Raw genomic sequence first — 13,245 nt, 5'->3', positions numbered from 1 at the left:
GGCGGCGCGGCTGGGGGTGTGGCATGAGCGGCGGCGGTGGGACGGTTGCGGTCGTCGGCGGCGGGATCATCGGGCTCTCGATCGCGTGGCGGCTGCAGCTGGGCGGAGCCGACGTCGTGGTGCACGACGACGGCGAGCCGGGCGCGTGGCACGTCGCGGCCGGGATGCTCGCGCCCGGTGGCGAGGCCACGCACGAGGAGCCGGAACTGATCCGGCTGCTGGCGGCGGGCAATGAGCGCTGGCCGGCGTTCGCGGCGGAGCTCGGGGTGGACGTCGGCTACGACGACACCGGGACGCTCAGTCTCGCGATGACCGCGGACGACCTGGCCGAGGTCGCCCGGGACTGGACTCACCAGAAGCTGGCCCAACTGCGCCCCTCCGACCTGCGGGAACGCGAACCGGCCCTGTCGCCGCGAGTCCGTGCCGGGGTGTTTTCGCCGGCCGAGCGGCAGGTGGATCCGCGCCGGGTGGTGGCGGCCCTCCGCGACCGGCTGGCCGATCGGATCGTCAGCAAACGGATCGACGATCTGTCCGAGGTGGACGCGGCGACGGTGATCGTCGCGGCCGGCTGCGGGACGGCCGCCCTCACCGGGTTGCCGATCCGCCCGGTCAAGGGCCAGGTGCTGCGGCTGCGCGGCGAGCCGGGGCTCATCCGGCACGTGCTCGAGGCGGCCGTCGACGGGCGGCACGTCTACGTCGTGCCGCGCGCGGACGGCGAGATCGTCGTCGGCGCCACCCAGGAGGAGCGCTCCGACCGCACGGTCACCGCCGGGGGCGTGCACGAGCTGCTGCGGGCGGCCATCGGCCTCGTACCGGATCTGGCCGAATGCGAGCTCGTCGAAACCACCGCCGGACACCGCCCGGGCACGCCGGACAACGCGCCGCTGCTCGGCCGGCTCGACGAGCGGGTGATCGTGGCGGCCGGGCATTTCCGGAACGGGGTGCTGCTCGCGCCGATCACCGCCGACCTGATCGCCGGCCTGGTCCTGGACGGGGTCGCGGATCCGCTGCTCGAGCACTTCGCGCCGGGGAGGTTCTGATGCGGTTGACGGTCAACGGGCGAGAGCTGGTGGAAAGCGACGACGACCTCTGCGTGGCGGCCCTCGTCGAACGGCTCACCGAGGCTCGGCGCGGGGTCGCGGTCGCGGTCAACGGGACGGTGGTTCCACGCAGTACCTGGGACGACGCCCGGCTCGCGGACGGCGACGCGGTCGAGGTGCTCACCGCGGCGCAGGGAGGATGACGATGTTCTTCGGCGAATCTCGGCTCATCCTCGGCACCGGCGGGGCGAACAGCCTCAGCGCGCTGGAGGGCGCCATCCGCGCCTCCGGCACCGAGCTGGTCACGGTGGCGCTCCGGCGGGTCGACGCGGCCGGGCCGGGGCTGCTGCCGATGCTCGACCGGCTCGGCGTGCGGGTGCTGCCGAACACGGCCGGCTGCTACACGGCCGCCGATGCGATCAAGACCGCTCACCTGGCCCGGGACGCGTTCGAGACCGATCTGATCAAGCTCGAGGTGATCGGTGACGAGCGGACCCTGCTGCCGGACGGCGTCGAGCTGCTGGCGGCCGCGGAGAAGCTGGTCACGGACGGGTTCACGGTCTTGCCCTACACCACGGACGATCCGATCCTGGCCCGCCGCCTCGCCGGCGCGGGCTGCGCCGCGGTGATGCCGGCCGGTTCGCCGATCGGCTCCGGCCTCGGCATCTCCAACCCGCACCACATCCGGCTGATCCGCCAGGCGGTCGACATCCCGGTGGTGCTCGACGCCGGCATCGGCACGGCCTCGGACGCGGCTCTGGCCATGGAACTCGGCTGCGATGCGGTGCTCATCGCAAGCGCGATCACCCGGGCCGACGACCCGGCCGGGATGGCGGCAGCGATGCGGCACGCGGTCGCCGGCGGCCGCCTCGCCTACACCTCGGGGCGGATTCCGCGTCGCTTCCACGCGGTCGCGTCCACCGCCGACGAAGGGCTGGCGCGGTGGTGACGCCGAGCGGTCTGGTGCTGCTCACCGACCGGCGGCTCGCCTCCGGCTCGCTTGCCTGGGTGGTCGCGCGGGCGGTCCGCGGCGGCGTGGCGTGGGTCATTCTCCGGGAACGCGATTTGCCGTACGCCGAACGAAGAGCCCTCGCGATCGACCTGCGCGACCTGCTGCCCCCGGGCCGACTCATCGTCGCCGGCCCGGACCCGCTGGGCGCGGACGCGGTTCACCTGGCCGAGGCAGACCCATCGCCACCCGCGGGCATCGTCTCCCTGATCGGCCGCTCCCGCCACGCCAACCCCGCCACGCCGCCGCTCGGCGGCTCGTCGGCCGGCCGTTCCCGCCACGCCGACCCGGCCGCGCCGTCGCCCGGCGGCCCGCTGATCGGCCGTTCCCGCCACTTTGAGCGGGACCCGCTTCCACGGCCCGGCGGCTTGCTTGGCGGCCGGTCTCGCCACGCCGCGCCGGACCCGTTGCCGCCAGCCGATAGCTCACTGATCGGGCGGTCCGGCCCTGCTGAGCCGGACCCGCCGGTGCAGGCCGGCGGCTCGCCGGTCGGCCGGCCCCGGGATGATGCGCCACCCGTGCCGTCCATCGAGGACTACGTGACGATGTCGCCGATCTATCCGACGTCGACCAAGCCGGGATACGGGCCGGCGCTCGGCCCGGACCGGGCGGCGATGCTGGCCGGGGACGTGCCCTGGTTGGCTCTGGGTGGGATCCACTCGCCGGAGCGGGCGGCGGCCTGCGCGCATGCCGGTGCGCGGGGAATCGCGGTGCTGGGCGCGATCATGCGAGCCGCCGATCCGGAGGAGATGGCGCGAACGCTGGCCACCGCCTTTGGCGCGGCACGGTCCGCCCGCGCCGCCGAGGCGGCGCGCGAGAGCCCGAATGCGTGGGCCGATGACGTGGGGCCGATCAACGCGGTCCTAACGACCGGCGCGCCGCCGGAGCGGCCCGGCGGGACGACCCGCCCGGCCGAGCCGGCGCGCCCGGCAACGCCGCCGGCGCCCCGCACCCGGGGCCCGGCCGGATCGGCGGGCCTGCGATGACGCCGTCCGCGCCGCGAATTCACGGCATGGGTGGAATCGGGGCCGCGATGACGGGGCGCATTCGTGGCTTGGGTGGATCGGTGGGGGCGGGATGACGCCGCCGGTTTTGTTGACTATTGCTGGGTCGGACTCCGGTGGGGGCGCGGGGATTCAGGCGGATCTCAAGACGTTTGCGGCGCTCGGAGCCTATGGGGTCTCCGTCGTTACGGCGATTACGGCGCAGAACACGCTTGGGGTTACGGCCATTCATTCGGTGCCGGTGGATGTCGTTGCGGCGCAGCTTGATGCGGTGCTTGACGACTTTTCGGTGGTGGCGGTCAAGGTGGGGATGATCGGGGACGCGGCGGTCGCCGAGATGGTGGCCGAGCGGGTTTCGCGGCTTCCGCACCTGGTGGTGGATCCGGTGCTGGTGGCTACCTCGGGCGCTCGGCTCGCGGGTGTTGCGTCTGTTGCGCCGCTGTTGGCGTACGCAAGCATCGTCACGCCTAATCGGCAGGAAGCTGCCGCCCTCACCGGAAGCCGGTGTGAGACGGCCGAGGAAATGGTTGCGGCGGCGGTGCGGCTGGCCGCCGCCGGGCCGCGCGCGGTGGTGGTGACCGGCAGCGAGCTCGCGGTGGACGTGCTGCATTGCGACGGGGAGACGTCGGTGCTGCGCGGGACGCCGGTGGAAACCACGAACAACCACGGGTCGGGGTGCACCTTTTCCTCGGCGGTGGCGGTGCGGCTGGCGTTCGGGGACGACGTTCCCGCGGCCGTGATCGCCGCCAAGAAGTATGTCGCCGGTGCGCTGCGCGGCGGTCGTTCATGGCGGCTGGGCGCCGGGCCCGGACCGCTGAATCACTTCGCCTGACGGTTCCCCCGTCCCGGCCATGGGATCCGTGCTGCCGTCGTCTGTCCATTTAGTACCTGTTTGGGAGGAAAAGATGAGGCGCAAGGTGTACGTCGAGGGGTCGCGGCCCGAGCTTCGCGTGCCGTTCAGCGAGGTCCCGTTGACCAACGGTTCCTCGTTTCGGCTGTACGACACCTCGGGGCCGGGCAGTGACCCCGAGGTGGGGCTGCCGCCGCTGCGGTCGGGGTGGGGCTCCGGGCGTACTCAATTGGGGTTTGCCCGCTCCGGTGTGGTGACGCCGGAGATGGAGTTTGCCGCCATCCGTGAGGGGGTCTCGCCGGAAATTGTTCGCGAGGAGATCGCCGCCGGGCGCGCGGTGCTGCCGGTCAACCGGAACCATCCGGAGTCGGAGCCGATGGTGATCGGGTCGCGGTTCCTGGTGAAGGTCAACGCGAACATCGGGACCTCGGCGGTGACCTCGTCGGTCGCCGAGGAGGTGGAGAAGATGACCTGGGCGACGCGGTGGGGTGCGGACACCGTGATGGATCTGTCGACCGGGCCGCGGATCCACGAGACACGCGAGTCGATCATCCGGAACTCGCCGGTGCCGATCGGGACCGTGCCTCTCTATCAGGCCCTGGAGAAGGTCAACGGCGATCCGGCGAAGCTTTCCTTCTCGATTTTTCGAGACACGATTCTGGAGCAGGCCGAACAGGGTGTGGACTACATGACGGTCCACGCCGGGGTGCTGCTGCCGTACGTGCCGTTGACCGCGAACCGGGTGACCGGCATCGTCTCGCGTGGCGGATCGATCATGGCGGCCTGGTGTCTGGCGCACCACGAGGAGAACTTTCTCTACACGAATTTCGAGGAGCTCTGCCGGATATTTGCGGAATATGACATCACGTTCTCGCTCGGCGACGGGTTGCGGCCGGGCTCGATCGCGGATGCCAATGACGAGGCCCAATTCGCCGAGCTGCGGACTCTCGGGGAGCTGACCCGCCTCGCGTGGGAACACGACGTGCAGGTCATGGTCGAGGGGCCGGGCCACGTGCCGATGCACAAGATCAAGGAGAACGTGGATCTGCAGGTCGAGCTGTGCGGGGGAGCGCCGTTCTACACCCTTGGGCCGCTGACCACCGATATCGCGCCGGCCTACGACCACATCACGTCGGCCATCGGGGCCGCGATGATCGGGATGTTCGGCACCGCGATGCTCTGCTACGTCACGCCCAAGGAGCACCTCGGGCTGCCCAACCGGGACGACGTCAAGGCCGGGATGATCGCCTACAAGATCGCGGCGCACGCGGCCGATCTCGCCAAGGGGCATCCGGGCGCGCAGGCCTGGGACGATGCGCTGTCGGCGGCGCGGTTCGACTTCCGCTGGGAGGACCAGTTCGAGCTGGCGCTGGATCCGGCCACCGCGCGGGCCTACCACGACGAGACGTTGCCGGCCGCGCCGGCCAAGACGGCCCACTTCTGTTCGATGTGCGGGCCGAAGTTCTGCTCGATGAAGATCTCGCACGAGATTCGCGAGCGAGGGTTTGCTGACAAATCGGATGAATTCCGCGCTTCGGGCGGGAAGGTCTACGTGGAGGTGCAGGCGGGGCCTTCTCTCGTGGAGACCCCGCCTGTTTCCGCCTAGAGCTTGTAGAACGTGACGTAGTGGTCGGGGGTGAACCAGGTCTCCTTGGTGGAGCGGTTCACCACGATCCGGTACGCGTCGCGGCTCGCACCCCGGGCGCGGGAGTAGACGTCGTACTCGTTGTAGTTCGCGTTCGTCGGGAGCTCGCCCTCACGGTTCTGGAAGGTCCCGCCGGTGTAGTTGTACTGGCCGTACGGCCAGGCGTACCAGCCGGAGCTGGTCGGCCAGCCGAGCGAGCTCCAGCCGGTGCGCGCCGTGCGGGCCGCCGAGCAGCGGGAGATGGTGCAGGTGGAGTAGACCGCGGCCTCGGCGGCGGAGGTGTGCGTCGGCGCAACCACGGCCGGCGCCACCAAGCCGGCGCCGGACAGCGCGAAGACGAGAGCGACACCGGCGATGAGCCGGCTGAGGCGGGTGCGGGGTTGCCGGTCAGTGTTCATGATCGGACTCCGTTGCCGTCGTGGGGTCGGGGTCGACCCGGTTGGCAACATCGTCGTCAATCAATGCGTCCAGCGGTACATATCCGGCTGGTCATTCCATCTATGTTCGTCTATGCGTTACTTCGTTACATCGATCAGCTGTTGCCGAGGCCGCTGACCCATTCGGCCACGCCGTCCGGTTCCGCCTGGCGGCGCGCTTTCACCTGGGGCTTCACCTGGGGCTTCGCCTGGGGATTCACCGGCGGCGGAGGCGCGATCGGGGTGGGGTTCGGCAGTGGCGGGCTGATCTGCTGCGGGACCTTCGCCGGGGTGAACCCGTCGAACGGGGGCGGCGGCGGGTCGGCCTTGGGTGGCGCGGCTTTGCCGACGGCGGCCTTCGCGATCACCGACTCCGGCTCGGGGTCGCGCTTCGGCAGCGGCGGGCGGTTCGGGGTCGGCTTCGGGCCGTCGCCGGGGTGGGTCTCCGGGGCGCGCCGCAACACGGCCGCGAGCACCGAGCCGAGCACGCCGGCGCCGGCCGCGGTCATCGCCGCCCAGTACGGCACGGTCTGGTAGCCGTCGTCGCCCGAACCCGGACCGGCGATCAGGTAGGCCGCCGTCAGCAGCGCCGGGCCGGCCAGGCCGGACAGCGCGATGGTCAGTGTGGAGAACTCGCGCCGGCGCGCCGTCCAGCCCAGCGCGATGCCGCTGATCAGAGCCAGCAGCGGCATGGTGAGCAGGGCTGTCCGCTGGGTGACCTGGTCGGAGAGGAACGCGGCGTCGAGCACGCCGAGGCGAACCGTGGGCAGTTCCTTGCCGGGGGCCATCGAGGGCGCCACCGAGATGATCGCGATCGCCCAGACAGCGACGCCGATGGCGGTGAGGCTCCAGCGGGCGACCGGCCGGCTCAGTGCGGCGTACGCGGCGAACAGGCCGGCCGTGGCGGCCAGCGTGGCGCAGACCCCGATCACGAAGACCGGCTGGACCCCGGCGACCGCGGCGGAGCGAGCGGGCTGCATGGTCAGCGGGACCACCACGGCGGCGCCGATGCCGGCCGCGACCGCGGTGACGAGCCGGGTGCCCGCCCCCGAGTGTTTCGGCAGGCGCGGCCGGCCGGCCATGCCACCGACCACCGCGGCGGTCATCGCGAACCAGGCGACCCAGGCGAGCTGAGCGGTCCACTGATCACGCGCAGTTAGGTCAAGCTCGAGGGTGAGACGCACGATGCCCAGCCCGTAGGCCAGCCCGAGCTGGCTCGCGCCGGCCAGCGCGGCGACGCCGAGCGTCACTCCCAACAGTTTGGCCGAGGTCCGGAATGCCATGTCGGGCACGTTACGGAATCCTCCGTCGATGTCGCCACTGCAGAATCGGATTCTTAATACAGGATTAGATGAGTGACTCTGAGTGACTGGTTGATCTTGCCGGTCGGCTCAGGATGCCAGTCGCCAGCGGCCGGCGCGAGCCACCAGGAGAGTGAGTGCCTGCGGCATCAGGCCGGAGTGGTTCGCCGGGGTGAGCCGGATCGGGCCGGAGAGGCCGTCGGTCTGTGACGTCTCGATGATGGCCCGGATCTCCTCGCGGTTGCCGCCGACCCGGGAGATCGCCGCGGTGATCAGGTCGACCGCGTCGGCCGCGAACGACGCGACACCCGAGTAGCTGCCGTAGCGCGAGACGTAGTCGCGGAACCACTGCTTGCGCGCGGCCTTCGCCGGCGTCGTCGCGATCACGTCGTCGATCGCCAGGATCTGGGTGAACACCATCGTGGTGTTGTTGGTGGCGGCGGCCGAGTCGTTCGGGATGAACATGTCGCTCGCGGCGGCCGCGTCGAAGAACACCCGGCCGGAGAAGCCGGCGCTCTTCGCGCTCTTCGCGGCGAGCGCGGCCTGGTCCGGGCCGGCCAGCACCAGCAACGCGGCCGGCTTGGCGTCGATCAGGGTGCCGACCGCCTGGGTGATGTCGGTGGCGGACGCCTTCACCGCGCGGGTGCCGCTCACCGGGATGGCGGCCTTGCCCAGCTCGGCGGTCAGCGCCAGGTTGCCGCCACGGCCGTAGAGGTCGTCGGTGTGCAGGATCGCCACGTTCGCGACCTTGAGGCGGCTCAGCTCGGTGACCATGGCCGCGGCGCTGTCGGCCGAGTTGGGACCGAGCTTGAAGAAGTACGGCTGATCGGTGACCGGCGTGGGGACGACGTCAGCATCGGCCAGCGCGATGGCCGGGATCTTCTTGTCGTTGATCGTCTTGGCGGCGCCGACCGAGCACTCGTCGCACGAGCCGAACACGACCGCGGCGACCGACGGGTCGTCGGCGAACGTGCTGGCATTGCGCAGCGAGGCGGTGGCGTCACCCCGGTTGTCCTGGGTGTGCAGCTCGAGCTTGCGACCGCCCAGTCGACCCGACGCGTTGATCTGGTCGATCCGCAACTGCAGCGCGCGGCCGTAGGCAGTGTCCACGGTGGACGAGTTGTTCAGGTCGGCGGCGATCACGACGGTGTCGCCGTCGCTGCCCGATTTACCGTCGTCCGATGTGCAACCGGCCAATCCGGAGACGAGAAGTGTCGAGGCCACGATGGTTGCCGTGGCGAGGCGGGGGAGCCTCACTGGGGGTGCCTCCTCGGAGGGCGTCGTCCGGCCGGAATGCGCGCCGATACGGACTGCATGTCCGTCTGATCGCGGCAAACCTTGCCAACGAGAAGGCGGCTGGTCAAGCTGGTGGCGACCGTCGCGGCGGGACAGTTGTCCCACATATTGGTTGGAATCTTGACCGTTCTAGGTAGTCGTAATATCACTCTCAGTGTTCTATTGGACATTCGCGCACGTCAAAGCCGCAGCGGTGTCGATTGTGGATCCGAATAGCCGGTTACTCATCGGACAACAAGTTTGTTTCCGGGCGCACTCAGACTTCCCAAACGGCAACGCCGTCTGATGAAATCGCCGGGCCGCAGGCTCCAGTGCGGGCGAAGAACACGGGAAGACCACGGAGGAGAAGTCGTGAGCACCGGATCTTCGACCCAGGTGACGCGCCGTGGTGTCCTCCCCCGGCTTCGGGACGCCCGGATCCGCGCCAAGCTCGCTCTCATCCTGGTCGTTCCACTCGCCGCAGTCATCGTGCTCGCCACCGCCCGCCTGGTCGACGTGAGTCAGCGGGCCAACGCGGCCGGCCAGGTCGAGAAGCTGACCGATCTCGGCACCGACGTCTCGACGCTCACCCAGTTGCTGCACGGCGAGCGGATGCAGGCCGCCGAATACCTGGCAACTCCCGGCGCCAAGGTGGACGAGTACACCTCGCGGGTCCAGGCCACCGACGCCGAGATCGAGATCTACCGCGGTCACCGCCGCGCGCTCGACGGGCCGCCCGCGGCCGTCGAATCCCGGCTGGTTCAGATCGACGACAACCTGAACACCCTGAACGCCACCCGCGACCAGGTGACCAAGCGCGACGGCCTCGGCGTGGCCGAGGCCATGTCCCGGTACGGCGTGGTCCTGACCGACCTGCTCGGTTACGGCGACGCGGTCAGCCAGTACGCGGGTGACGACGAGGTCGGCGACAGCCTGCGGGCCACCAGCGCGTTCGCCAAGGCCAAGGCGGGCGCGGCCGAGTTCGAGGCGACCGCCTACTCCGCCCTGGTCTCCGGCGACCTCAGCGTCGAGCAGCGCAGCGCCTTCATCGCCGCGCAGACCAGCCAGCAGGAGGGCCTGCTCACCTTCGCCGCGTTTGCCGACCAGAACCAGCAGTCCCTGGTGGACAACGTGGTCACCGGCGACGCGGTCAACCTGGCCGACCAGACCTCCATCCAGCTCAGCCGCGGCGTGGCCGTCACGCCCGCCGAGGTCATCCAGTCGCTCGGCTCGGTCGTCGACCTGATGCGCTGGGCCGAGCAGGAGCTGGAGTCGGCGAACGTCAAGCTCGCCGGGGACGAGGCCGACTCGGTGCTCCGGCAGGCTGCCCTCGAGGCCGCGCTGGTGCTGCTGGTGCTGATCGTCGCCATCGCGCTGGCGGTGCTCCTGGCCCGCTCGCTCAACCTCTCGCTGCGCCGCCTGCGTGAAGGCGCGCTCGCCGTGGCCAACCGCGACCTGCCCGACGCCGTGGCCCGGCTGCGCGACGCGCGCACCCTCGGCGAGAACGGCGCCGAGGACATCATCCGGCAACTGCGCGACCCGATCCGGCTGACCAGCAAGGACGAGATCGGCCAGGTCGGCCAGGCGTTCAACGTCGTCCACCGGGAAGCCGTCCGGATCGCGGCCGAGCAGGCCGCCCTGCGCACCACCGTCTCGGCGATGTTCCTCAACCTGGCCCGCCGTTCCCAGTCCCTGGTCGACCGGATGATCGGCGAGCTGGACTCGATCGAGCGCACCGAGGAAGACCCGAAGCGACTGGCCCGGCTCTTCGAGCTCGACCACCTCGCCACCCGGATGCGCCGCAACGACGAAAACCTCCTGGTGCTCGCGGGCGCCGACTCCAGCCCGCCGCGCCGCGAGGACGCGCTGCTGGTCGACGCGCTGCGCGCCAGCCAGTCCGAGGTGGAGCTCTACAACCGCATCGAGTTCGGCACGGTCGACACCGACGTGGCCATCGCCGCGCTCGCCGTCAACGACGTCGTCCGGCTGGTCGCCGAGCTGCTCGACAACGCCACCCGATTCTCCCCACCCACCACCAGCGTGGTCGCCGACGCCCGGCGCATCCGCGACTACGTGGTGATCCAGGTGGAGGACCGCGGCCTCGGCATGTCCGAGGAGCAGATGGACCAGCTCAATCGGCGGCTCGCCGAGACGCCCAACGTGGATGTGGCCGCGTTCCGGCTGATGGGTCTGGCCGTGGTCAGCCGGCTCGCCAGCCGTTACGGCATCCGGGTCGAGCTGCGCGCCAACCTCGAGGGCGGCACGGTCGCCCAGGTGATCCTGCCGGCCAGCATCGTGGTGCTGCCGAACCGGCGGGACGGGCAGCTCAACGGTGGTGGGCACACCCCGGAGCTGAGCGCCGCGCCGCGTGGCAGCTGGGACTCGATGTCCGCGATGTCGGCCACCGCGACGCTGCCGGCCATCGCGCCCGAGCCGTGGCGCGATCAGCACCAGATGTCCGCGCCCTCCGTGCCGTCCCACCCGCAGCTGCCGATGTTTCCGTCGCAGCGGCCGGAGCCGGCGCCGGAGCCCGCACCCACGCCGAACCGGCCGCCGCTGCCGACCCGGGTGGCGAAGCCGGCCACCGCGGAGGGCGGCATGAACGGCTTCGTCCCGACGGTGCCGGCGCCGACACCCATGTCGCCGACACCCATGTCGCCGACGCCGGCGCCCGGGCAACCCGACTCCGGCAGCTGGGGGGCGGCGCTGGCCGCGATGCCGCCGGTGCCGGCCCAGGCGATGCCCGCGCCGGCCGAGGATCGGACCGATTCGCCGATCTTCGTGCAGATGCAGCAGAGCTGGTTCCGCAATCACGACACGGCGGCAACGGAAGAGTGGGGTATGCCGACCGCCGGATATGCTCCGCCTCCCAACTCGGGTGGTGGCGAGAAGAAGTCGGCACCGGCTCCGGCATCTCGTCCGGCTCCGGCTCCGGCACCAGCTCCGGTGGCGGCACCACCACCCGCACCCGCTCCGGCGGCGAACGGGCACAATGGATCATCGATTCCGAAGCCGCGGCCGGCGGCGGAGGACCGGTGGAAGACGGCGGCCGACGACGGATGGAAGCTGGCGATGGCGGCGGCCGAACCGGTCGACGCCGGGACCACCCGGTCGGGACTGCCCAAGCGCGTACCGCAGGCACAGCTCGTGCCCGGCGGCGTGCAGAAGGGGCCGAGCACCCAGAACCGTCGTAGCCCCGATGAGGTCCGTGGACTCCTGTCCGCGTACCACCGCGGTGTGCAACGCGGACGGACGGACGGCACCGCCGAGAACGCCCTCCAGGCTAAGGAGAAGGACCAGTGACCAGGCCCCCCACCATGCATGACATGGGCTGGCTGCTCAACAACTTCGCCAACAGCGTCGCCGGCATCGCCCACGTGGTTGCGGTGTCGGCCGACGGTCTGCTGCTGGCGGCTTCGCGCGATCTGCCGGCCGACCGCGCCGACCAGCTCGCCGCCATCGCTTCCGGCGTGGTCAGCCTCACCGAGGGCGCGTCGCGGATGTTCAACGCCGGCGACGTCCAGCAGACGATCATCGAGATGGACAGCGGCTATCTCTTCCTGATGTCCGTCAGCGACGGCTCGTCGATGGGTGTCCTCGCCGCGCGCAGCTGCGACGTCGGCCAGGTCGGCTACGAGATGGCGCTGCTCGTGGAGCGGGTCGGCGCTGCGCTGACGCCGGCTCCCCGTGAGGTCGTCAGTCATTAGCCGCCGGCCGGCCGAAAGGGGGTGATCGCGTCATGGGGCAGCCACATGACCCACGGGGCAACCTGGTGCGCCCGTACGCGGTCACTCGCGGACGGACCGAGCCGCGTCGCGACATTCCGATCGAGGCGATCCTGGTAGCCAGCCAGGCCGCCGTGCAAGAGGCCCGGTTCGCCGGGCATGACAAGTACCGCATCGCGGTGCTCTGCGAGGCGAAGGCGCAGTCCCTGGCCGAGCTCGCCGCCCTCTCCCGGCTCCCGCTGGGAGTGGCCCGGGTGCTGGTCGCGGACATGGTGGCCGACGGACTGCTGTCGTTGCACAGCGCCGCTCCCAAGAAGGGCTTCACGGAGCGGATGGATCTGCTGGAAAGGGTGTTGAGTGGACTTCGCAAGCTCTGAGCGGGCGGGGGCGCAACCCAAGGAGATCACCTCCGCGAAGATCGTCATCGCCGGCGGCTTCGGCGTCGGCAAGACGACGCTCGTCGGTGCGGTCTCCGAGATCGAGCCGCTGACCACCGAGGCGCTGATGACCTCGGCCGGGCAGGGTGTCGACGACGCGTCCAAGGTGCCCGGCAAGGAGACAACCACGGTGGCGATGGACTTCGGCCGGATCACCATGGCCGACGACCTGATCCTCTACCTCTTCGGCACCCCCGGGCAGACCCGTTTCTGGTTCATGTGGGACGAGCTCATCCGGGGCGCCGTGGGCGCCGCGGTGCTGGTCGACACCCGCCGGATCGCGGACGCGTTCGCGCCGCTGGACTACTTCGAGAACCGCCACCTGCCGTACATCGTGGCTCTCAACTGCTTCGACAACGCGCCGCGTTACGAGCCGGAAGAGGTCCGCGAGGCGCTGGCGATCCCGGCGCACGTGCCGATGCTGATGTGTGACGCCCGTCACCGTGAGTCGGTCAAGCAGGTCCTGGTGCACGTGGTCGAGCACGCGATGGCCACGCTGGTGGCCGAGCAGTCCGGCGGTTACCCGGCCGTCGTCGGGTAACC

At 70.7% G+C, this 13,245-nt stretch carries 12 protein-coding genes and 2 pseudogenes; 11 read left to right on the top strand and 3 right to left on the bottom strand.

Annotated elements, in window-relative coordinates:
- Window positions 1-23: 23 nt before the first annotated feature.
- From thiO to thiC, 7 genes and pseudogenes are all read left to right on the top strand, one after another.
- Window positions 24-1,040 carry a glycine oxidase ThiO gene (thiO, locus tag AB0E90_RS19225; protein WP_360406861.1) on the top strand — a complete coding sequence of 339 codons (1,017 nt, stop codon included), beginning with the start codon at window positions 24-26 and terminating at the stop codon, window positions 1,038-1,040.
- Window positions 1,040-1,243, top strand: a complete 204-nt coding sequence (gene thiS, locus AB0E90_RS19220) for a sulfur carrier protein ThiS (protein WP_360406858.1) — start codon at window positions 1,040-1,042, stop codon at window positions 1,241-1,243. Before thiO ends, thiS begins: the two co-directional genes overlap by 1 nt.
- Window positions 1,240-1,989 (top strand): thiazole synthase, encoded by a 750-nt coding sequence (locus tag AB0E90_RS19215; protein WP_360406855.1) that lies wholly within the window; start codon window positions 1,240-1,242, stop codon window positions 1,987-1,989. Before thiS ends, AB0E90_RS19215 begins: the two co-directional genes overlap by 4 nt.
- Window positions 1,983-2,276, top strand: a pseudogene (locus AB0E90_RS19210) (thiamine phosphate synthase); the annotation flags it as partial. The gene AB0E90_RS19215 and the pseudogene AB0E90_RS19210, both read left to right, overlap by 7 nt.
- A gap of 297 nt (window positions 2,277-2,573) precedes the next feature.
- A pseudogene (locus tag AB0E90_RS19205) lies at window positions 2,574-2,783 on the top strand (thiamine phosphate synthase); the annotation flags it as partial.
- 343 nt (window positions 2,784-3,126) lie between these two features.
- On the top strand, window positions 3,127-3,885 hold the full coding sequence (gene thiD, locus AB0E90_RS19200) for a bifunctional hydroxymethylpyrimidine kinase/phosphomethylpyrimidine kinase (RefSeq protein WP_360406852.1): 759 nt from the start codon (window positions 3,127-3,129) through the stop codon (window positions 3,883-3,885).
- Between the two features lie 73 nt (window positions 3,886-3,958).
- Window positions 3,959-5,509, top strand: coding sequence for a phosphomethylpyrimidine synthase ThiC (thiC, locus tag AB0E90_RS19195; protein ID WP_360406849.1), 1,551 nt, complete (start codon window positions 3,959-3,961; stop codon window positions 5,507-5,509).
- Here thiC and AB0E90_RS19190 read toward each other — a convergent pair.
- From AB0E90_RS19190 to AB0E90_RS19180, 3 genes are all read right to left on the bottom strand, one after another.
- The gene (locus AB0E90_RS19190) at window positions 5,506-5,946 is read right to left on the bottom strand and encodes a ribonuclease domain-containing protein (protein WP_360406846.1); all 441 of its coding nucleotides are present in this window, start codon (window positions 5,944-5,946) and stop codon (window positions 5,506-5,508) included. The genes thiC and AB0E90_RS19190 overlap by 4 nt on opposite strands.
- A gap of 134 nt (window positions 5,947-6,080) precedes the next feature.
- Window positions 6,081-7,247, bottom strand: coding sequence for a hypothetical protein (locus AB0E90_RS19185; protein ID WP_360406844.1), 1,167 nt, complete (start codon window positions 7,245-7,247; stop codon window positions 6,081-6,083).
- 108 nt (window positions 7,248-7,355) lie between these two features.
- On the bottom strand, window positions 7,356-8,522 hold the full coding sequence (locus AB0E90_RS19180) for an ABC transporter substrate-binding protein (protein ID WP_360406841.1): 1,167 nt from the start codon (window positions 8,520-8,522) through the stop codon (window positions 7,356-7,358).
- Window positions 8,523-8,912: 390 nt separating this feature from the next.
- Between AB0E90_RS19180 and AB0E90_RS19175 the strand changes: the two genes are divergently transcribed.
- The 4 genes from AB0E90_RS19175 to AB0E90_RS19160 are packed head-to-tail and all read left to right on the top strand — an operon-like array spanning window position 8,913 to window position 13,243.
- Window positions 8,913-11,843 (top strand): nitrate- and nitrite sensing domain-containing protein, encoded by a 2,931-nt coding sequence (locus AB0E90_RS19175; RefSeq protein WP_360406838.1) that lies wholly within the window; start codon window positions 8,913-8,915, stop codon window positions 11,841-11,843.
- Window positions 11,840-12,247 carry a roadblock/LC7 domain-containing protein gene (locus AB0E90_RS19170; RefSeq protein ID WP_360406835.1) on the top strand — a complete coding sequence of 136 codons (408 nt, stop codon included), beginning with the start codon at window positions 11,840-11,842 and terminating at the stop codon, window positions 12,245-12,247. Before AB0E90_RS19175 ends, AB0E90_RS19170 begins: the two co-directional genes overlap by 4 nt.
- A 32-nt stretch (window positions 12,248-12,279) precedes the next feature.
- Window positions 12,280-12,642: a DUF742 domain-containing protein gene (locus AB0E90_RS19165; protein WP_360406832.1), complete on the top strand. Its 363-nt coding sequence runs from the start codon at window positions 12,280-12,282 to the stop codon at window positions 12,640-12,642.
- Entirely contained in the window at window positions 12,623-13,243 is a 621-nt protein-coding gene (locus AB0E90_RS19160; protein WP_360406829.1) for an ATP/GTP-binding protein, read from the top strand. Before AB0E90_RS19165 ends, AB0E90_RS19160 begins: the two co-directional genes overlap by 20 nt.
- Window positions 13,244-13,245 lie beyond the last annotated feature (2 nt).

Source organism: Actinoplanes sp. NPDC026619 (assembly GCF_040638295.1).
Classification (GTDB): Bacteria; Actinomycetota; Actinomycetes; order Mycobacteriales; family Micromonosporaceae; genus Actinoplanes.
Note: the sequence above shows the minus strand (reverse complement) of the source record. Positions and strands in the feature narration are given on the sequence as shown.